The 18,275-nt window shown below is 59.8% G+C and carries 17 protein-coding genes; 6 read left to right on the top strand and 11 right to left on the bottom strand.

Annotated elements, in window-relative coordinates:
• Positions 1–18 precede the first annotated feature (18 nt).
• Together AC3ZVB_RS09770 and AC3ZVB_RS09765 are read left to right on the top strand one after the other, a co-directional pair.
• Positions 19–1,152 (top strand): hypothetical protein, encoded by a 1,134-nt coding sequence (locus AC3ZVB_RS09770; protein WP_490146446.1) that lies wholly within the window; start codon positions 19–21, stop codon positions 1,150–1,152.
• 65 nt (positions 1,153–1,217) lie between these two features.
• Complete coding sequence (locus tag AC3ZVB_RS09765; RefSeq protein WP_490146395.1) at positions 1,218–2,198, top strand: asparaginase; 981 nt, start codon at positions 1,218–1,220, stop codon at positions 2,196–2,198.
• 73 nt (positions 2,199–2,271) lie between these two features.
• Here the strand turns inward: AC3ZVB_RS09765 and zapE are convergent, their stop codons facing one another.
• From zapE to AC3ZVB_RS09750, 3 genes are all read right to left on the bottom strand, one after another.
• Positions 2,272–3,366 (bottom strand): cell division protein ZapE, encoded by a 1,095-nt coding sequence (gene zapE, locus AC3ZVB_RS09760; protein ID WP_162437214.1) that lies wholly within the window; start codon positions 3,364–3,366, stop codon positions 2,272–2,274.
• Positions 3,367–3,457: 91 nt separating this feature from the next.
• Entirely contained in the window at positions 3,458–4,813 is a 1,356-nt protein-coding gene (locus tag AC3ZVB_RS09755) for a tryptophan--tRNA ligase (RefSeq protein WP_490146394.1), read from the bottom strand.
• Between the two features lie 24 nt (positions 4,814–4,837).
• Positions 4,838–5,467, bottom strand: a complete 630-nt coding sequence (locus AC3ZVB_RS09750; protein ID WP_490146393.1) for an alpha/beta hydrolase — start codon at positions 5,465–5,467, stop codon at positions 4,838–4,840.
• A 144-nt stretch (positions 5,468–5,611) separates the two neighbouring features.
• Between AC3ZVB_RS09750 and AC3ZVB_RS09745 the strand changes: the two genes are divergently transcribed.
• Entirely contained in the window at positions 5,612–6,046 is a 435-nt protein-coding gene (locus AC3ZVB_RS09745; RefSeq protein WP_162437212.1) for a Z-ring associated ZapG family protein, read from the top strand.
• Between the two features lie 225 nt (positions 6,047–6,271).
• Here the strand turns inward: AC3ZVB_RS09745 and AC3ZVB_RS09740 are convergent, their stop codons facing one another.
• From AC3ZVB_RS09740 to ehuR, 8 genes are all read right to left on the bottom strand, one after another.
• Entirely contained in the window at positions 6,272–7,657 is a 1,386-nt protein-coding gene (locus AC3ZVB_RS09740; protein ID WP_162437211.1) for an aspartate aminotransferase family protein, read from the bottom strand.
• Between the two features lie 23 nt (positions 7,658–7,680).
• On the bottom strand, positions 7,681–9,153 hold the full coding sequence (locus AC3ZVB_RS09735) for an NAD-dependent succinate-semialdehyde dehydrogenase (RefSeq protein WP_490146392.1): 1,473 nt from the start codon (positions 9,151–9,153) through the stop codon (positions 7,681–7,683).
• Between the two features lie 269 nt (positions 9,154–9,422).
• Positions 9,423–9,902 (bottom strand): Lrp/AsnC family transcriptional regulator, encoded by a 480-nt coding sequence (locus AC3ZVB_RS09730; RefSeq protein WP_490146391.1) that lies wholly within the window; start codon positions 9,900–9,902, stop codon positions 9,423–9,425.
• A 43-nt stretch (positions 9,903–9,945) separates the two neighbouring features.
• Positions 9,946–10,947, bottom strand: coding sequence for a N(2)-acetyl-L-2,4-diaminobutanoate deacetylase DoeB (gene doeB / locus AC3ZVB_RS09725; RefSeq protein WP_490146390.1), 1,002 nt, complete (start codon positions 10,945–10,947; stop codon positions 9,946–9,948).
• A gap of 3 nt (positions 10,948–10,950) precedes the next feature.
• A complete protein-coding gene (gene doeA, locus AC3ZVB_RS09720) occupies positions 10,951–12,141 on the bottom strand; it encodes an ectoine hydrolase DoeA (RefSeq protein WP_490146389.1) in 1,191 nt (396 codons plus the stop codon).
• Between the two features lie 42 nt (positions 12,142–12,183).
• Positions 12,184–13,176, bottom strand: a complete 993-nt coding sequence (locus AC3ZVB_RS09715; protein WP_490146388.1) for a cyclodeaminase — start codon at positions 13,174–13,176, stop codon at positions 12,184–12,186.
• Between the two features lie 36 nt (positions 13,177–13,212).
• Entirely contained in the window at positions 13,213–14,184 is a 972-nt protein-coding gene (gene eutB / locus AC3ZVB_RS09710; RefSeq protein ID WP_490146387.1) for a hydroxyectoine utilization dehydratase EutB, read from the bottom strand.
• 107 nt (positions 14,185–14,291) lie between these two features.
• Positions 14,292–15,686, bottom strand: a complete 1,395-nt coding sequence (ehuR, locus tag AC3ZVB_RS09705; RefSeq protein WP_194692716.1) for a MocR-like ectoine utilization transcription factor EhuR — start codon at positions 15,684–15,686, stop codon at positions 14,292–14,294.
• A gap of 281 nt (positions 15,687–15,967) precedes the next feature.
• Here ehuR and ehuB point away from each other — a divergent pair, with 281 nt between their 5' ends.
• The 3 genes from ehuB (at position 15,968) to ehuD (ending at position 18,207) form a co-directional block, all read left to right on the top strand.
• Entirely contained in the window at positions 15,968–16,825 is an 858-nt protein-coding gene (gene ehuB / locus AC3ZVB_RS09700; RefSeq protein ID WP_162437203.1) for an ectoine/hydroxyectoine ABC transporter substrate-binding protein EhuB, read from the top strand.
• 69 nt (positions 16,826–16,894) lie between these two features.
• The gene (gene ehuC, locus AC3ZVB_RS09695; protein ID WP_490146386.1) at positions 16,895–17,554 is read left to right on the top strand and encodes an ectoine/hydroxyectoine ABC transporter permease subunit EhuC; all 660 of its coding nucleotides are present in this window, start codon (positions 16,895–16,897) and stop codon (positions 17,552–17,554) included.
• The gene (gene ehuD / locus AC3ZVB_RS09690) at positions 17,551–18,207 is read left to right on the top strand and encodes an ectoine/hydroxyectoine ABC transporter permease subunit EhuD (protein WP_162437201.1); all 657 of its coding nucleotides are present in this window, start codon (positions 17,551–17,553) and stop codon (positions 18,205–18,207) included. Before ehuC ends, ehuD begins: the two co-directional genes overlap by 4 nt.
• Positions 18,208–18,275 lie beyond the last annotated feature (68 nt).

The following is an 18,275-nucleotide window of genomic DNA, read 5'->3' as shown; positions in this document are numbered from 1 at the left end:
CTCGTGCTGTTGATCGGCATGGGGCTACTGATTGCCTGGCTTTCATTCACCTACCGCTCTTCCTGGTCAGCCCATTGGCCAGACTACACGCACATGGTCTTCTCCCTCCCCGACCCCAGTGCCTGGTTACGCTGGGTTTTGGGGGACATCAGCGAAGTTGCTTTCTACAAACACGAGTTCGCGTCCATTGGGCTATTGGCGGGTGCCTATCTGGCGTATTGGGCCAATCGGACGGGGAAGCGCTGGCAAGGGTTTGCCATCTCTTACGGCAGCGGGCTCTGGCCATGGCTGGTGACCAGCTCCCTGCTTGGCTTGCTGCTGAGCAACCTTCTGTGGGGCTGGACGGTTACGGCGACCAGTTGGCAGCCCACATTTGCTGCATTTGTATCGTTGCCAGCGGCGATGGTGCTGATGTTTGGAGGGGGCTGGAAGGTCACGATCAATGGCGCAATCATGGGTGCCGCACTGGTAACCCCCCTGTGTTTACTGATAGTGAACTACGTCTGCAATCCTCTGGGATTGCCAGCCGTGATCGGCAATGTCACGGGCATGGCGGTTGCCAGCGTCCTGGCTTTCCTGCTCTGCCGTTACGTGCCGATCCTCGTGAAGGACACTTCTACGCCAGCGGTAAATGAAACCGCCACGCCCCCGGAGGAACCTGCCAAGGCAAATAAGCCCGATTACGGAATTATCTGGAGCCTGCGCCGTGTATTGGCAGACTTTTCAGAAGCGCCGTTCTTCGGCAATGAACTGGCGAGCATCGGCCTTTTGCTGGGAGCCCTTCTGGCCTACACACTTAACCCCATGAGTCCGGTTTACGGCTCGGGCTTGCTGCCTCAACTCATCGGCGCCCAGGCGCTGACTTCAGCCATAGGCGTGGTGATCTGGCGTCGACACTGGATGCATCTTGGTTGGTACCCCACCTACGTTCCACTGGTGTCAGTCGTGCCGGCCGCGGTCCTTACCTATGGCGGTAGTTGGCAGGTCATCGTCACGAGCGCACTGCTGGGCGCACTGATCGCCCCGCCACTGGCACACGCCATCGCCAAGAGAGTGCCGAAGGATATGCACCCCTACATCGGCAATGTCCTCTCCATGGCCATCAGTACGCTGCTGATCATCCCGTTTATCGGGTTCCTGATATCCAACTGAAGCGAACATCGGGCTGTACTGGTGAGTGCAGCCCGTTTTTTTGTCACCACCAAGCGAGGTACAACATGGACCTGCCCAAACTGGCCATTGCGGCTTTAGGCGGCACCGTGAGCATGCAAGCCAGGCATGCGGGTGAAGGCGTTATACCGACAGTCAGTGGTGAAAGCCTTCTGGCCTTGGTGCCAGAACTCGCAAACATGGCTCGGGTGACGGTAGAAACGCTGGGGCTGATGCCCAGCGCGTCGTTGAACTTTGAGTTTCTGCTAAGCGTACTTTCATGGGCAAACTATCAGGTTGAGCAAGGTGCTGTTGGCGTTGTCATCACTCAGGGCACCGACACCCTGGAAGAGACGGCCGCATTCTTTGATTACCTGTGGAACCACGACGCGCCGCTGGTACTGACTGGCGCCATGCGCTCGGCCGGACAAGTGGGCGCGGACGGCCCCGCGAATCTGCTGGATGCCAGCCGGGTTGCACTGGCTAAAAACAGTCGGCGCAGAGGCGTCCAGGTGGTGATGGGCGCAGAGATTCACCACGGGACGACCGTACGTAAAACCGATTCATTGGCGTTACAGGCGTTTTCATCGCCAATGGTTGGCCCCTCCGGAATGCTGCTCGAGGGAACGGTCCACTACCTACGCGAACCGCCTCGCAGGAACCCATTACCTTTGCCGCAGCAGACCTCCCAGGAAATTGCCCTGCTGGAAAGCACGCTGTCCGCCGATTCCCTGTTGTTGGAGAACATCCTCGAATTGGGTTACGACGGGCTGGTGATTGCCGGATTTGGAGCCGGTCACGTGTCAGATCAGTGGGCTGACGCAGTCGAAAAAATCGCGAAGAAAATTCCCGTGATCATTGCGACCCGCACCGGATCCGGCCCTACCGCTCAAAGCTCTTATGGCTTCATCGGCAGCGAAATGGATCTGATACGTCGAGGTGCATTGATGGCGGGATTTCTCTGTCCGCGCAAAGCCCGAATCCTGCTGTGGTTGCTGGTGGGTGGCGGGCGGCAGGATGATTTGGGGGTGTTTCTAGCTCAGGACTAATACTTTCAAAGGCGATCTGCGGTGTACGAAAAAGGGCCTGCAAATGCAGGCCCTTTTTGTTCTCCGAATGTGCCTACGGCTTGTGTGCCCGAGACAGGAATTCGTGAGATTGCATTTCCAGCAGGCGACTCAAGGTCCGTTGGAACTCGAAGTTCAGGCGACCGCCGGTGTAGAGGTCCTTGAGTTCGACTTCGGCAGAAATGATCAACTTCACGTTACGGTCGTAGAACTCGTCGACCATGTTGATGAAGCGTCGGGCGATGTCGTCGGTGGTGACGCTCATCTGCTCGACACCGCTGAGCAGCACGGCGTGGAAGATCTTGCCCAGTTCGATGTAGTCGTTCTGGCTGCGCGGACCGTCGCACAGTTCGCGGAAGTCGAACCAGGCCACGTCGTCGCACGTACGCAGCGCGCGAATTTCGCGGTTTTCGATCATAAGCACGTCGTTTTCGATCGCTGCGGTGCACTCCGGCGTCAGGGCCCGGAAGCTTTTGCGCAGGCTTTCGTGGGACGCTTCGTCCAGCGGGAAGTGGAACAGTTCCGCTTGCTCGAGGTGACGCAGACGATAATCGACGCCACTGTCGACGTTGACGATTTCGGTGTTCTGTTTGATCAGCGCGATGGCCGGCAGGAAACGCGCACGTTGCAGGCCGTCCTTGTACAGGCCGTCCGGCACGATGTTCGAGGTCGCGACCAGCGTTACGCCGTTCTTGAACAGTTCTTCCATCAGCGTGCCGAGGATCATCGCGTCGGTGATGTCGGAGACGAAGAATTCATCGAAGCAGATCACACGCGATTCGTCGGAAAAACGCTTGGCGATGATGGTCAGCGGGTTTTTCTCGCCGCCGAGGGTCTTCATTTCTTCGTGCACGCGCTTCATGAAGCGGTGGAAGTGAGTCCGGGTCTTTTCCTTGAAAGGCAGCGCTTCGAAGAAGGTGTCGACCAGGTAGGTCTTGCCGCGACCGACGCCGCCCCAGAAGTACACGCCCTTTACCGGGGCCTGGTCTTTTTTGCCAAACAGTTTGCCGAACAGGCCTGGTTTGTTCTGCTGCGCCGCGACCAGATCGTCATACAGGCGCTGTAAATGACGCACAGCATTTTCCTGCGCGGCATCATGGAAGAATTCCGGGCGTTTCAGATCAGCTTGATATCGTTCTAGGGGCGTCATAATTCGTTAGCAAGGCAACAAAAACGGGCCGTCACTGTAGCGATGGCCCGTGGGAATGGCAATCGGCCCTTAGTCGGACCGAGCCGTTGTTTTATTCCTGAACCGGCGTCAGCGCAACGCGCAGGGCGTCGATGGCGACGTCACGGGCGGCGCTGTCCGCGAACGCTGCACCGTCGGCAACGCACTCGCCTTCCAGCCAGACACTGAAGCTCAGGTCTTCGCTGCGCACGTCCAGAGGCTGGCCCGCTTGCAGCTGCTTGGTCACCTGGCCCGCGGTTTTGCCGTCGGCAAAGTTGCGCGACAAGAGCAGTTGTTCGCCATCGGCCGCCAGGAGACGGAAGCGGAAGCTGCCGTCCTCCTCACGGAAACTGACGAAACGCGCGGCTTTCGCGGCTTTCTTCTTGGTGCTGGCAGCCACCTGCGTCTGGGCGACGAATGAACGCAAGCCCACCGCTTCGCGCAGTTCCTGGAGGAATGGCGTCGCCACGGAGCGGGCCTTTTTGGCACCGATCTGCAGGATGTCTTCCAGGTCGGCCGGGCGCTCGATCAGTTGGTGATAGCGCTCGCGGGACTCGCCCAGTTCGCTGTCGAGCAGCTGAAACAGACGATTCTTCGCCTCGCCCCAGCCCAGGCCCTGCAACAGCTCACTGCGGAACTCATCAGACTGTGCCGGTGTGGCAAACGCCTGGAACAGGGTGAACAGGTGAGAGTTGTCCGGATCTTTTGCTTCGCCTGGCGCGCGGGAGTCGGTGACGATCCGCGAGATCGCGTCCTTCATTTCCTTGGCGCTGCTGAACAACGGAATGGTGTTGTCGTAGCTTTTCGACATCTTGCGACCGTCGAGGCCTGGCAGCGTGGCGACGCTTTCTTCGATCAGCGCCTCAGGCATGGTGAAGAACTCTTTGCCCTGGCCAAACAAGTGGTTGAAGCGCTGGCCGATGTCCCGCGCCATTTCCACGTGCTGGATCTGGTCACGACCGACCGGCACCTTATGGGCGTTGAACATCAGGATGTCCGCAGCCATTAGCACCGGGTAGCTGTACAAGCCCATGGTGATACCGGCGTCCGGGTCTTCACCGGTCTCGACATTCTTGTCCACCGACGCCTTGTAGGCGTGGGCGCGATTGAGCAGGCCCTTGGCGGCAACGCAGGTCAGCAGCCAGGTCAGCTCGGGGATTTCCGGGATATCAGACTGGCGATAAAACGTCACGCGGTCCACATCGAGGCCACCGGCCAGCCAGGTCGCGGCGATTTCCAGACGCGAGCGCTGGATGCGCAGCGGGTCATCGCATTTGATCAGGGCGTGATAGTCGGCCAGAAAGTAGAACGAATCGGCATTGCTGTCACGGCTGGCAAGGATTGCCGGACGGATAGCGCCGGCATAGTTGCCCAGGTGCGGCGTGCCGGTGGTGGTAATGCCGGTGAGGATACGGGTACGAGTCGTCATGGGTAATCGCTTGTCAGACTGCAATCAATTCGAAAGACGCGGCAGGATCAGATCCTTGAGATCAGTCAGCTTGCCATGAAAAAAGTGTCCGCATTCTGCCACTTTCAGCAGCTCATGGGGACGTTCAAGGTTCCCGGACCAGTCATAGACCAACTGCGGATCGATCACTTCGTCGGTTTCCGGCTGGATCAGGGTCAGTTCACCCTGTTGTGGCAGTTGATCCTGATCGCCCAGGCGCATGACCGCTGGCGCGATCATGAACACATGCTTGAGCGGCTCACCCTTGGCTTCCAGGCGTCCGCCGAGACTTGCCGCAACAAAACCCCCGAAGGAGAATCCGAACAGGGTCAAGGGAAGATCGGGGTGTCTGGCGCGCAACCATTCGGCGACAGCCTGTGCATCATCGACTTCGCCAGTGCCCATGTCATGGGCGCCTTTGCTGGCCCCAACGCCACGGTAGTTGAAGCGCAAGGTGATCAAACCGGCGTCGCGCGCGGTGCGCTGCAGGGTCGAGACCACTTTGTTGAGCATGGTGCCGCCCTGCACCGGGTTGGGATGGCAGATCAACGCCAGGCCCCGAGGCGCGTCGCTGTTCAGGTAAAGTGCTTCCAGTTGGCCGACGGGGCCATCAATCACTACAGGGGTTTCGCGCATAAGCAAGGAAGGAACTCCGTGACCTCGAATCGGGTCGACTCGTCTAGCAAATTGTCTGTGCCAATCTATTGCGAGTGAATCGCGGTATACAGCGCAGGTTCGAGCCGTTAACGTAAAGCAAAGCCGTTTATAGAGGAAGGACTCGTGGAACACTCGCTCTTAGTTTGGTTGTTGCCGACTCTTGCCCTGGTTGTGGGTGTCGCCGTTGGATTCCTGATCGCTCGCCTGGTGCCGAATGCCGCTCCTAGTAGCACGCAACGTCAGCTGGATGACATTCAGGAACGTTTCGACAGTTATCAGAACGAGGTGGTGACCCACTTCAATAGCACTGCAACCCTGGTCAAGAAGCTCACTCAGAGCTATCAGGAAGTGCAGGATCATCTCGCCGAGGGCGCCAATCGCCTGGCCCTGGACGAGCAGACTCGCCAACGCTTGCTGGCCGCCCTGCATGCTGATGCAGGCCAGGCCCCACGGGAACGCCTGACGCCACCGCGCAATCAGGAGCCGCCTCGCGACTACGCCCCCAAAGCCCCGAACGCACCGGGTATGCTCGATGAGCATTACGGCCTGAAGAAGTAATCAGGTTTCGCGCGACATGAAAAAGCCCCCGGATGAGTGATTGTCCGGGGGCTTTTTTGTGGTTGATGGTTTCAGGGTGACTGACAGGGCCTCATCGCGGGCAAGCCCGCTCCCACAGTTTTTTGTGGATGACCACTATTGTGTGACCGACATAAACCCTGTGGGAGCGGGCTTGCCAGCGATGGGGCCCGAACCGTCGATACAAGACGTTCAGGCAGAACTCATTTAGCCCAACACCTCACTGGCCACCTGATCAACCGCACCTTTGGTGATGTCGACAATCAGATCAGCCTCCTCCTCCGTCAGAATCAACGGTGGCGCAAAGCCCAGGATGTCGCCGTGAGGCATCGCCCGGGCGATCATTCCGCGCTCCAGACACGCCGCTGACACCTTTGGCCCAACCTTCAACGCGGCGTCGAACGGCGTGCGTTGCTCACGATCGGCCATGAACTCGACGGCGGCCAGCATGCCATCACCCCGCACCTCACCCACCAGCGGATGACCTTCCAGGACTTCACGCAGACGACGGTTCAGGTAGCTGCCGACTTTTTCGGCGTTCTCTGTCAGGTTTTCCCGTTCGAGAATATCGAGGTTGGCCAGCGCCGCTGCCGCACAGATCGGGTGACCGGAATACGTCCAGCCATGCCCCATGGCACCTTGGGACTCGGACGCCTTTTCAATCACATCCCACACTTTTTCGCCAACGATCACCGCCGACAATGGCGCATAAGCGCTAGTCAGCCCCTTGGCAGTGGTGATCAGGTCCGGACGCATTCCGTAACGCTGACTGCCCATCTTTGAACCCAGGCGACCAAAAGCACACACCACTTCGTCGGCAATCAGAAGGACGTCGTATTTATTGAGCACCGCTTGAATCGCCGACCAGTAACCGGCCGGTGGGACGATGATGCCGCCAGTGCCCATCAGCGGTTCACCGATAAAGGCGGCCACCGTGTCAGGCCCTTCAGCCAGGATCATTTTTTCCAGCTCGTCGGCGCAGTAACGCACGAACGCGACTTCATCCATGCCGGTGGGCGCCTTGCGGTACCAGTGCGGGCAAACCGTGTGTTTGATGCCTTCGGACGGCAGGTCGAAATGTTGATGAAAGGTCGGCAGACCCGTCAGGCTGCCGGTCATGATGCCCGAGCCGTGGTAGCCACGATCACGGGAGATGATTTTCTTCTTCTGCGGGCGTCCCAGTACGTTGTTGTAGTAACGCACCAGCTTGATCTGGGTTTCGTTGGCGTCGGAACCGGACAGGCCGTAATAGACCTTCTTCATGCCTTCGGGCGCCCAGTCCATGATGCGGCTCGACAGCTCGATAATCGCCTCGGTCGAATGCCCGACATAGGTGTGATAGTAAGCAAGCTCCTTGGCCTGCTTATAGATCGCGTCAGCGACTTCGGTGCGGCCGTACCCGATATTCACGCAGTACAGGCCGGCAAAGGCATCAATGAATTCGCGGCCCTCATGGTCGCGAATACGGATACCCGACGCACTCTTGATGATGCGCCCCTTGAGCGCCCCGCTGGCGTGATCATGGGCGTGGGTGGACGGGTGCATGAAGTGCGCGCGATCTTGTTCGAACAGCTTATCGATTTCCTGGTTCATGGCATGTCTCCTGAGAATTGGCTTTAGAACTGACCTTGATGGTGCAGGCAAAAATATTTGGTTTCGACAAAGGCTTCGAAGCCCTTGGAGCCACCTTCGCGGCCCAATCCCGAAGCTTTCATGCCACCGAACGGGATCGGATGGCCGGTAAACTTGACGCCGTTGACCGCGACCATGGCGTGATCGAGGCGGCGAATCAGCGGGTAAATCAGGTCCAGACGGTTGGAGCAAATGTAGGCGGCCAGTCCGTATTCGGTGTCGTTGGCCATTTCGATCGCCTGTTCGAGGGTGTCGAAGGGCATGACCCCGGCAATCGGCGCAAAATTTTCTTCGCAGTAGATCCGCATCTGCGGCGTGACATCGGCCAGCACCGTCGGTTGATAGAAAAGGCCACCGAGTGCATGCGCCTCGCCACCGACCAGACGCCGGGCACCGAGTTGCAGGGCGTCCGCAACGCGCTCGGCGGTGACATCGAACGCGGCCTGATGCATCAAAGGGCCGATATCGACGCTTTGCTCTTGAGCGCCGACCATCGCCGGCCCAACCTTCAACTCGCGCACAGCGGCGGCGAAGCGACTGAGGAACGCGGGATAGACCGAGCGCTCGACCATGATCCGGTTGGCGGCGCAGCAATCCTGTCCGGAGGTCTGGAACTTGGCCTGCACCGCGACTTTCACCGCCAACTCCAGATCGGCATCGGCGCACACAATGAATGGCGCGTTGCCGCCCAGTTCCAGCGAAACTTTTTTCACATCCTGAGCCGCCGCTTGCAGGACCAACTTACCGACACGGGTCGAGCCGGTGAAACTCACCGAGCGCACACGGCTGTCTTCAACCAGGGTTTGCATCGCCATTTGCGGCTCGCCCAGCACCACGTTGAAAACGCCTGCCGGGAAGCCCGCCTCCTCGGCCAACTGCGCCAGTGCGAATGCCGAATAGGGGGTTTCATGGGCGGGTTTGATCACCACGGTGCAGCCCGCTGCCAGTGCGGCGGCGGCTTTGCGGGTGATCATCGCCGAGGGGAAATTCCACGGGGTCAGCAGCGCACAGACGCCCACCGGTTCCTTGATCGTGCCCAAGTGTGCACCGGGAATATGGCTGGGGATGTTCTGCCCATACAACCGCCGCGCTTCTTCGGCGAACCACGGAATGAAACTGGCGGCATAAGCGATCTCGCCGCGGGATTCGGCCAGAGGTTTGCCCTGTTCCAGGCTGAGGATGCGAGCGAGGTCATCCTGATGCTCGATCATCAGAGCCGCCCAACGCCGCAGAATGGCGCCTCGGGCATCGAGGCTCTGTTCGCGCCAGGAAGCAAAGGCCCGGTGTGCCGCGTCAACGGCGGCGACGATTTGCGGCTGATCCAGCATCGGCACATGTCCGATCAACTGCCCATCGGCAGGATTGTTCACGGCAATGCTGTGGCCGCTGTCACTGTGGACCCAATGGCCATCGATGTAGCAGAGGGCCTTGAACAGCAGCGGATGTTTGAATGTCATGGCGGTTACTCCAAACCGTGTGCGTGAGCCCATGGTAGGACTGGGTGGCATGAATGATTTGGCGTTTGACGGGGTGTGGCAGGTGGTTTTTTCTGATTGAACGCGGGCAAACAGAGGCTTTTTGCGGTGAAAAACTGCATCGACTGAATCACCGGGTACTCATTGTGGGAGTGAGCCTGCTCGCGATAGCGGTGTGACAAACGAATCTACAATGACTGACACACCGCTATCGCGAGCAGGCTCGCTCCTACAGTAGAGCCGCGGGTGCTTCAGGGTTCTTGCGCCAGCTCGGCCGGCAAGGCGCCAGCGGTCTTGATGGTTTTGGTGACGATGTAGGTGAAGTAGCGTTCGATACCCAGGTCATCAAGTAGTAACTGGTCGATAAAACGCTGGTAATGGTCGATATCCGGCGACTGGATCATCGCCATGTAATCGACACCGCCGCCGGTGGCGTAACAGAACGCCACTTCGACGGCCTCGTTCATTCGCTGCTCGAAACGCCGCATATCCTGGGCGGTATGGCGGGCCAGGGTGATTTCCACCAGGACCTGCTGACTTTTGAACACCGCATTCCAGTCGATCTGCGCCCTGTAGCCCTTGATCAAGCCCAACGCTTCGAGTTTGCGCACCCGCTCCCACGCCGGGGTCACCGACAGATTGATCGCGTCGGCCAGGCTCGACTTGGTGATACGCCCGTCCTCAGCGAGGATCCGCAGGATTTTCAGGTCGTAGCGATCAAGTTTGTGCATGGGGCGGAGATCTCCAGTGCGATGAGGGGCCTGTGGGAGTGTGTCAGTTCAGCACTTCGGCGATGACGGCAATGGTATCGCCGCACCTCACCAACCCCGGAAAATGCCGCGCCGCCAACAAGCCACTGCGGGCCGCACGGTATTCCACCGGCGCCACACCTGTGCGGGTGGCGTCGTAAACACGGGCAATCAGTTCACCTTGGCTCACGTTGTCACCCAGGTCGCGGCACATTTCCAGCAGACCGTCATGCTCGCTGGCTATGAAACAATCGGCGTCGGGCATGTCGAGCATGATCGATTCCCGGGCCTGTACTTCACCTTGAAGTATCCCCACATGCACCAGCAGATTGCGCACCCCGCGCTCGGCAATGGCCACACTGCGGGCGCTGGAAGAACCACCGCCGCCCAACTCGGTCGTGACAAATACCTTGCCCTGCCTCTCGGCGGCGGTGTCGTACATCGACCCCGCATCCAGCTCCAGCATTCGCATGCTGTACGGCGCATTGAATGCATGCATGCCGGCTTCGCATTGAGTTTGCTGGTGCTTGTCCGGCAGCACATGACACGCGGCGAACGGCAGGAAATCCAGGGTGCGGCCACCCGAATGAATGTCCAGCACGATATCCGCCAGCGGCAACAAAGTGCGGTTGAAGTAATCAGCGATTTTCTCGGTCACCGAGCCATCCGGTTTACCGGGAAAACTGCGATTCAAGTTGCCCTTGTCGATCGGCGACGTCCGTCGCCCGGCATGAAACGCAGGCGTGTTCATGAACGGGACGATGATCACCCTGCCCGTCACCTCGGCCGCCGTCAGGCCTTGCGCGAGCTTGCTCAGTGCGACCGGGCCCTCGTATTCGTCACCGTGGTTGCCGCCACTGAGCAACGCGGTCGGCCCCTTACCGCGCTGAATTACGGTGACGGGAATCATGACGGCGCCCCAGGCTGAATCGTCCCGGGAGTACGGCAGTTTGAGAAAACCGTGCTGCACCCCTTCACCGGCAAAATCCACCGTGGCGCTGATCGGGTTATCAGGCAATTCGCTCATGGCTCAATCCTTCACGAACAGTTGGCGAGGCACGTTGCACAGGGTTTCGACGCCGGTCTCGGTGATCAGAATGCTTTCGGTAATTTCCAGCCCCCAATCGTCCATCCACAGGCCCGGCATGAAGTGGAAGGTCATGCCCGGTTGCAACACGCTATTGTCGCCGGGCCGCAGGCTCATCGTGCGTTCGCCCCAGTCAGGCGGATAGCTGATCCCGATCGGGTAGCCGCAACGGCTGTCCTTGTGGATGCCGAATTTCTCCAGCACCTTGAAAAACGCCACGGCAATATCACCGGTGGTATTGCCGGGCTTGGCGGCTTCGAGTCCGGCGGCAATGCCTTCGACCACGGCTTTTTCACCGTCGAGGAAGTGCTGCGGTGGCTTGCCCAGGTAGATCGTGCGCGACAGCGGGCAGTGATAGCGTTTGTAGCAACCGGCGATCTCGAAGAACGTACCGGCACCTTTTTCGAAGGGCGAATCGTCCCAGGTCAGGTGCGGCGCACTGGCATCGGCGCCCGTCGGCAACAACGGCACGATGGCCGGGTAATCACCGCCATGGCCGTCGGCGCCCAGGATGCCGCTGCTGTAGATTTCCGCCACCAGTTCGTTTTTGCGCATGCCCGGTTCTATCCGCTCGAGAATGCGGCCGTGCATGTTCTCGACAATGCGCGCGGCAATGCGCATGTAGGTGATTTCCTGGGGCGATTTGATCGCTCGCTGCCAATTCACCAGCCCCACTGCGTCAATCAGGTGGGCCTGTGGCAAGTTTTTCTTCAGTGAGAGATAAGCGGCGGCACTGAAGTAATAGTTGTCCATTTCGACGCCGATGGTCAGCGCATCCCAGCCGCGGGCACTGATGACCTCCCGGGACAGGTAATCCATGGGATGGCGCTCCCGGGACTGCACATAGATATCCGGGTAACCGACAATGTCCTCGTGCTGCATGAACACCGTGCGTTTTGCGCCATTGGCGTCTTGCCCACGACCAAACCACACCGGTTCGCCATCGAGCGCCAACAGCACGCATTGATGAACATAAAACGACCAACCGTCATAGCCGGTCAGCCAGGCCATGTTCGACGGATCAGTGACCAGCAACAGCTCGATGCCCTGGGCCTGCATGGCCACGCGAACCTTGGCCAGACGCTGGGCGTATTCCTCCCGTTCGAACGGGAGATTGACGACTATCTGAGACATGCACATGCCCTCTGATAAATGACGCACGGATGAAAAAACCGATTAGCTGGCGAACTGAAAACCTTTCCCGGCCGAGCGCGCACGCTCAAACGCCAGATTGGCCATGGCCGTGTCCTGGGCGCCGGTGCCGGTGAGGTCGCACAAGGTGATTTGCGACGCCTCGGTTCGACCGGGGCGCTGGCCGGACAGCACTTGCCCCAGTTCCACCAGACCTGATTCGTCGGTAAGGGCACCAGCCGCCAAAGCGTGATGCAACTCGCCGAGGAGGCGTGTCTGGCTCAGCCGGTCGGCGACGTAGCGATCGACCCTGGCCAACACCTGCGGGGCAATTTCGTTTTTGTGTTCGGCGTCCGAGCCCATCGCAGTGATGTGCAGGCCGGGGCGCAAGTGGTGGGGCTCGATCAAGGGTTCACGACTTGGCGTACAGGTGATCGCGATATCCACGTCGGCCATCGCCTCGTCGATGCTCGCGCAAGTGGTGACCATCAGATCGCTGTCGCGCGCCAGTTCAATACCGAAGGCGACGGCCTTGGCGCTGTCCCGGGCCCAGACCCGCACGTGTTCGATCGGCCGCACCAGACGTAACGCTTGAAGTTGTAACGCCGCCTGCTCGCCGGCACCGATCAGCGCCACGCTGCGGCTGTCGTCCCGTGACAACGCCCGAGCTGCCACCGCACCGGCCGCTGCTGTGCGCACGGCGGTCAGGTAACCGTTGTCCAGCAACAAGGCTTCCAGCACACCGGTGCGTGCCGACAACAACATCATCATGCCGTTGAGGCTTGGCAGACCGAGTTTCGGGTTGTCGAAAAAACCCGGGCTGACCTTGATCGCAAAACGTTCCAGACCGGGCAGGTACGCGGTCTTCACATCCACTTCACCGTTGTGCTCGGGGATGTCCAGACGCAGAATCGGCGGCATCGCCACCGCTGCCGTAGCCAGCAGCACGAAGGCCTGCTCGATGGCGTCGATGCTCGGCAGATCCAGCGCTACACAGGCGCGCAAGTCCGCTTCGCTCAATAAGGTGATGTCAGTCATCGACGCAGTACTCCCGTCAGTTGTTATTGTTTGGGTTCAGGCATCGGCACCGGCGAGGACACGCAGGTGCTGATCGATGTCGACGTTGCGCCCGCTGACCACCACCACGATTGGTCCACGCGGTTCGATCAGGCCATCGAGCAGCGCGGCGATACCGACTGCCGCAGCGCCTTCCAGCACCAGACGTTCTTCGCGATAGGCATGGCGGATGGCGTTGGCGATAGAGGCTTCGCTGAGCAGGTGCAGGTGATCGCAACGTTCGCGGGTCATGTCGAACGTGTAACGGTTGTCCAGACCGATGCCGCCGCCGAGCGAGTCGGCCAGGGTCGGCAGCTCTTCAACTTCCACCGGGAGTCCGGCCGCGAGACTGGCGTGCATGGCCGCGCCGCGCTGCATGCTGATGCCGTGGGTCACGATCCGCGGGTTGGCGCTTTTAAGGGCCAGTGCCACGCCGGCAAACAGACCGCCACCGGATAAAGGCACCAGGATCTGCGCCACGTCCGGTTGCTGTTCGAGGATTTCCAGCCCGAGGGTGCCCTGCCCCGCGATGATGGACGGATGATCAAAAGGCGGCAGCAACGTCGCGCCCTCTGCGCCGGCCATCCGTTCGGCTTCGCGCTGGGCATCGTTCTGGGACTGGCCAACGATGCACACCTGCGCCCCGAGATCACGAATGGCCTGGACCTTGTTCGCCGGCACGAGATGCGACAAACAAATGGTCGCCTTCACGCCTTGCCGGGAAGCGGCATACGCCAGTGCGCGACCATGATTGCCGGTCGACGCCGCCACGACACCGCAGGCTTTTTGCTCGGCGCTGAGTTGCGCCACGGCATTGCTCGCGCCGCGTAATTTGAAACTGCCGGTGATCTGCAGGGACTCGAGCTTGAGGTACACCGCTACGCCCAGCTGCTGCGAAAGGCTCGGGGAATACTCCATGGGCGTACGCCGTACCAGCGATTCGATTCGCTGGCGAGCGAGGTAAATATCGTTTAGTTGCAGCGCTGACATGACCGCATCCCGACAGAGGTGTTGGGCGCAGTCTAAGAGGGCTGGATTGTCGCAATGAATGTACTAGGTCAATTTAGCCGACAAACTTTTTACGATCTTTTTTCCGTCTAGAAATCGTGAATTTGCGGGTACTGACCAAAAATCTCGCGCATGCCGATCAACGCATTGCGCATTTCTTCGTCGCTGCATTCGGCACCCACACATACGCGCACGGCACGTGGACGAGGTGTGCCGCGCACAGTGAACGGGTCAGGGGACGTGACTGCAATGTGCTTGTGACGCAGCGCCCGCACCAGGCTGTCGAGCTCCCAATGTGGCGGGATGCCGATCCAGGCATTCAACGCATGGGGGTGTTGGGCGAGCACGTAGTCCTCCAGGTATTCAGTGATCATCGCCTGGCGCCCGGCCAATAATTTACGTTGCAAGCGCACCAGCGTGTCGGCGCGACCGTCACGAATCCAGCGAGCGGCGATCTCGGAAACCATCGGTGTGGCCATCCAGCTGTTCACCCGCAGAATGCTCTCGGTGCGCAACGCCAGGCGCTTGGGCACCACGAGGTAGCCGATGCGCAAACCGGTCAGCACCGACTTGGTCATGCTGGTGCAGTAGAACGACAGCTCCGGCAGGTAATGACTGATCGGCGGCGCCCGCTGTTCATCCAGCAAAGGGCCGTACACATCGTCTTCGATGACGTGCACGCCGAAACGCCGGGCGATCTCGGCGATTTCACGCCGGCGACTGTCCGGCATCAGGCTGGTGGTCGGGTTGTTCAGGTTCGGCGTGCACACCAGCGCGGTGATCCGTTCGTTGCTGCACATGTCTTCGAAATGTTCCGGGTCGATCCCATAGCGGTCCATCTCCAACCCCTTGAGGGTGAAGCCCAGCACTTGAGAGTTGCCGATCACACCGTGGTCGGTGACCCCTTCGCAGAGCACCACATCATCAGGGCCGGCCAGCGAGGCCAGAGCGAGAAAAATCCCGTGTGCCGCGCCGTTGGTGATCAGGATGTCATCGCGCTCGACTTTCAGTCCCTGGCGCCCGATCCAGTGCATGGCCGCTTCGCGGTGCGATTCGAAACCGGCGATCGGGCGGAACGCGTGAATCCACGGCTGATCTTCTTCGGTGCTGAGCTCGCGGCAGGTCTCGCGCCAGAACAAATCATGCTCGCGGGTGTGCATGATCCGCGTGATGGAAAAATCCACCAGTGCCCGTTCAGGGCTGTCGAGAATATACGTGGCCACCCGATCACTCATGCGCCGCGACACAAAACTACCGCGCCCGACCTCGCAACGGACCAGGCCCTGGCGCTCGAGTTCTTTATAGGCATTGGTGACTGTCTGCACGCTGATCCCCATGGCATCGGCCACGTGCCGCTGAGGGGGCAGGCGCTGATCGTTGGCCAGGACACCCTGTTCGATGTCGTCGGCGATCGCCTGCACCAGGATCTTGTATTTGGACTCGCCACTGCGGGCCATTTCCAATGCTGCTTTCCACTTGTCCATCAGCGTTCAAACCCGCGTCTGTGCTCGTCGGGACAGCATCCCGCGAGAATCCATGCAAAGCAATTGTCCTAGTGCAATGCAATGATGCGCAGGGCTTTTGTATGCTCGGTTCAAGGTCGATGCACGGGCTGTCCTCAAGCCCCCACAATAAAATCAATCGATCTGTACCGGTGCAGTGTCCCAATCAATGGAATCGGCCCTTGTACGCTTTGCTCTTGTAACACTGCCTCCTACCACAGAGCCGTCGACGACGGGTCCACAAGAAACAGGAGATTTTATCGATGAGCAATTTCCCCTTTGGTACCCCTCACGCTTTGCGTCGCCTGTTCGTGGCTTGCGCGATGTTCGGCCTGGCCGCCAGCGCTCACGCCGCCAGCACGCTGGAAACCGTCAAACAGAACAGCAGCATTCGCGTCGGCTATGCCAACGAAACCCCGTTCGCTTTTACCGAGACTGACGGCAGCGTCACCGGTGAGTCGCCGGAAATCGCCAAAATAATCTTTGCCAAAATGGGCATCAAAAAAGTCGATGGCGTTTTGACCGAGTGGGGTTCATTGATCCCGGGCCTGCGCGCCGGTCGGTTCGATGTGATTGCGGCAGGCATGTACATCACGCCCGCACGATGTAAGCAGGTGCTGTTCACCGACCCGCAATATCAGCTGCCGGACGCTCTGCTGACGGCTAAAGGCAATCCAAAAAACCTGCACAGCTATGAAGACATCGCCAAAAACCCTGACGTGAAACTGGCGATCATGGCCGGCACGGTGAACCTGGCGTATGCCCGGGATTCCGGTGTGAAAGACTCGCAGATTCTTCAGGTGCCCGACACGACCGCTCAGCTGCAGGCCGTGCGCGCCGGGCGTGCCGATGCCGCCGTGGGCACTCAGTTGACCATGAAAGGTCTGGCCAGCAAGGGGGGCGAGAAAGTCGAAGCGGTCACCGAATTCAAGGATGACCCCTCGCATATCGGCTACGGCGCCCTCGCCTTCCGCCCGGAAGATAAAGACCTGCGTGATGCGGTCAACGCTGAGCTGAAAAAGTGGCTGGGCTCCGAAGAGCACCTGAAGGCGGTTGCCCCTTTCGGGTTCGACAAGTCCAACGTGACAAGCAAAACGGCTGCCGAGCTCTGCGCTCAATAGTCGAAACAGGCATGGCGCCACGGCGCGATGCCTTTTTCCCTGCTTAATCCGGATGGCCAGGTTTAAACCATGGGTGAATTACTTCCGCTATTGATTCAAGGCGCCTGGGTCACGCTCCAGGTGACCTTCTTCGGTTCGATACTGGCGATTGTCGCGGCCATCCTCGCGGCCCTCGGGCGCATGTCGCCATGGCGGCCGCTGAGCTGGTTTTCCGTTGCCTACATTGAAGTGTTTCGCGGCACGTCATTGCTCGTGCAGCTGTTCTGGCTGTTTTTTGTACTGCCGCTGCCGCCGTTCAACATCGAATTGAGCTCCTACAGCGTGGCCATCGTCGGCCTCGGACTGCACATCGGCGCCTATGGGGCCGAAGTGATGCGCGGGGCGATCAGCTCGGTGCCCAAGGGCCAATATGAAGCCTCGACGGCGCTCAACTTCAGTGGTTACAAGCGCTTCCGGCGAATCATCCTGCCCCAGGCGCTGCTGGCGGCTATCCCGCCGGGTACCAACCTGCTGATCGAGCTGCTGAAAAACACGTCACTGGTCTCGCTGATCACGTTGTCCGACCTGAGCTTCCGGGCTCGGCAACTGGATCAGGCCACCTTCCAGACGCTGGAAATCTTCAGCCTGGCGCTGGTGATGTATTTCGTCATGGCGCAAGCCATCAACCTGGGCATGCGTGCGCTTGAGCGCCGACTGGCTCGCGGACGGATGCGGGGAGGTCTGTCATGACATTGTTCGACTGGACCTACGCCTGGCAAATCCTCCCGGACTTGCTGCGCGCGTCGCTCAACACCGTAGGCATCACCCTGATAGGCTTTCTGATCGCCATCGTGCTGGGTCTGTTCCTGGCCATCGGCCGACGCAGCCGCAGGGTTTGGTTGTCGTGGCCGACCACAGGGTTGATCGAGTTCATCCGCAGCACGCCGCTGCTGATCCAGGTGTATTTCCTCTACTACGTGCTACCCAACTACGGCGTCAGCATGACCGCCATGCAAGTCGGGATTCTGGGTATCGGCCTGCATTACGCCTGCTACATCGCCGAGGTATATCGCGGCGGTCTCGACGCCGTACCCCGGGCGCAGTGGGAGGCGGTAACGGCGCTGAACATCGCTCCGTACAGCGCTTATCGCAACATCATTTTGCCCCAGGCCCTGCGGCCGATCCTGCCGCCGTTGGGCAACTACCTGGTGGCGATGCTCAAGGACACGCCGGTGCTGTCGGCGATTACCGTGGTGGAAATAATGCAGCAAGCCAAGAACATCGGCTCCGAGAACTTCCGCTATCTGGAGCCGATCACCATGGTCGGTCTGTTTTTCCTCGCCCTGAGCATCGCTTTGGCTTATCTGGTACGGCGCCTTGAAGTGCGCCTGGAGCTACGCTAATGACCTCTCCACTTTCGACACCCAGCGACTTTTCACGGCACGGCAACGCGACTTCGCTGCACCCGCAG

The sequence above is a fragment of the Pseudomonas sp. MDV22-iso1 genome, assembly GCF_058145095.1.
This window is presented reverse-complemented; position numbering and strand designations above follow the sequence as displayed.

Bases quoted from the DNA above. Each gene is read 5' to 3' on its own strand.
- AC3ZVB_RS09770 (WP_490146446.1), top strand. From the start codon at position 19: ATGGGGCTACTGATTGCCTGGCTTTCATTCACCTACCGCTCTTCCTGG.
- AC3ZVB_RS09765 (WP_490146395.1), top strand. From the start codon at position 1,218: ATGGACCTGCCCAAACTGGCCATTGCGGCTTTAGGCGGCACCGTGAGC.
- zapE (WP_162437214.1), bottom strand. From the start codon at position 3,366: ATGACGCCCCTAGAACGATATCAAGCTGATCTGAAACGCCCGGAATTC.
- AC3ZVB_RS09755 (WP_490146394.1), bottom strand. From the start codon at position 4,813: ATGACGACTCGTACCCGTATCCTCACCGGCATTACCACCACCGGCACG.
- AC3ZVB_RS09750 (WP_490146393.1), bottom strand. From the start codon at position 5,467: ATGCGCGAAACCCCTGTAGTGATTGATGGCCCCGTCGGCCAACTGGAA.
- AC3ZVB_RS09740 (WP_162437211.1), bottom strand. From the start codon at position 7,657: ATGAACCAGGAAATCGATAAGCTGTTCGAACAAGATCGCGCGCACTTC.
- AC3ZVB_RS09735 (WP_490146392.1), bottom strand. From the start codon at position 9,153: ATGACATTCAAACATCCGCTGCTGTTCAAGGCCCTCTGCTACATCGAT.
- AC3ZVB_RS09730 (WP_490146391.1), bottom strand. From the start codon at position 9,902: ATGCACAAACTTGATCGCTACGACCTGAAAATCCTGCGGATCCTCGCT.
- doeB (WP_490146390.1), bottom strand. From the start codon at position 10,947: ATGAGCGAATTGCCTGATAACCCGATCAGCGCCACGGTGGATTTTGCC.
- doeA (WP_490146389.1), bottom strand. From the start codon at position 12,141: ATGTCTCAGATAGTCGTCAATCTCCCGTTCGAACGGGAGGAATACGCC.
- AC3ZVB_RS09715 (WP_490146388.1), bottom strand. From the start codon at position 13,176: ATGACTGACATCACCTTATTGAGCGAAGCGGACTTGCGCGCCTGTGTA.
- eutB (WP_490146387.1), bottom strand. From the start codon at position 14,184: ATGTCAGCGCTGCAACTAAACGATATTTACCTCGCTCGCCAGCGAATC.
- ehuR (WP_194692716.1), bottom strand. From the start codon at position 15,686: ATGGACAAGTGGAAAGCAGCATTGGAAATGGCCCGCAGTGGCGAGTCC.
- ehuB (WP_162437203.1), top strand. From the start codon at position 15,968: ATGAGCAATTTCCCCTTTGGTACCCCTCACGCTTTGCGTCGCCTGTTC.
- ehuC (WP_490146386.1), top strand. From the start codon at position 16,895: ATGGGTGAATTACTTCCGCTATTGATTCAAGGCGCCTGGGTCACGCTC.
- ehuD (WP_162437201.1), top strand. From the start codon at position 17,551: ATGACATTGTTCGACTGGACCTACGCCTGGCAAATCCTCCCGGACTTG.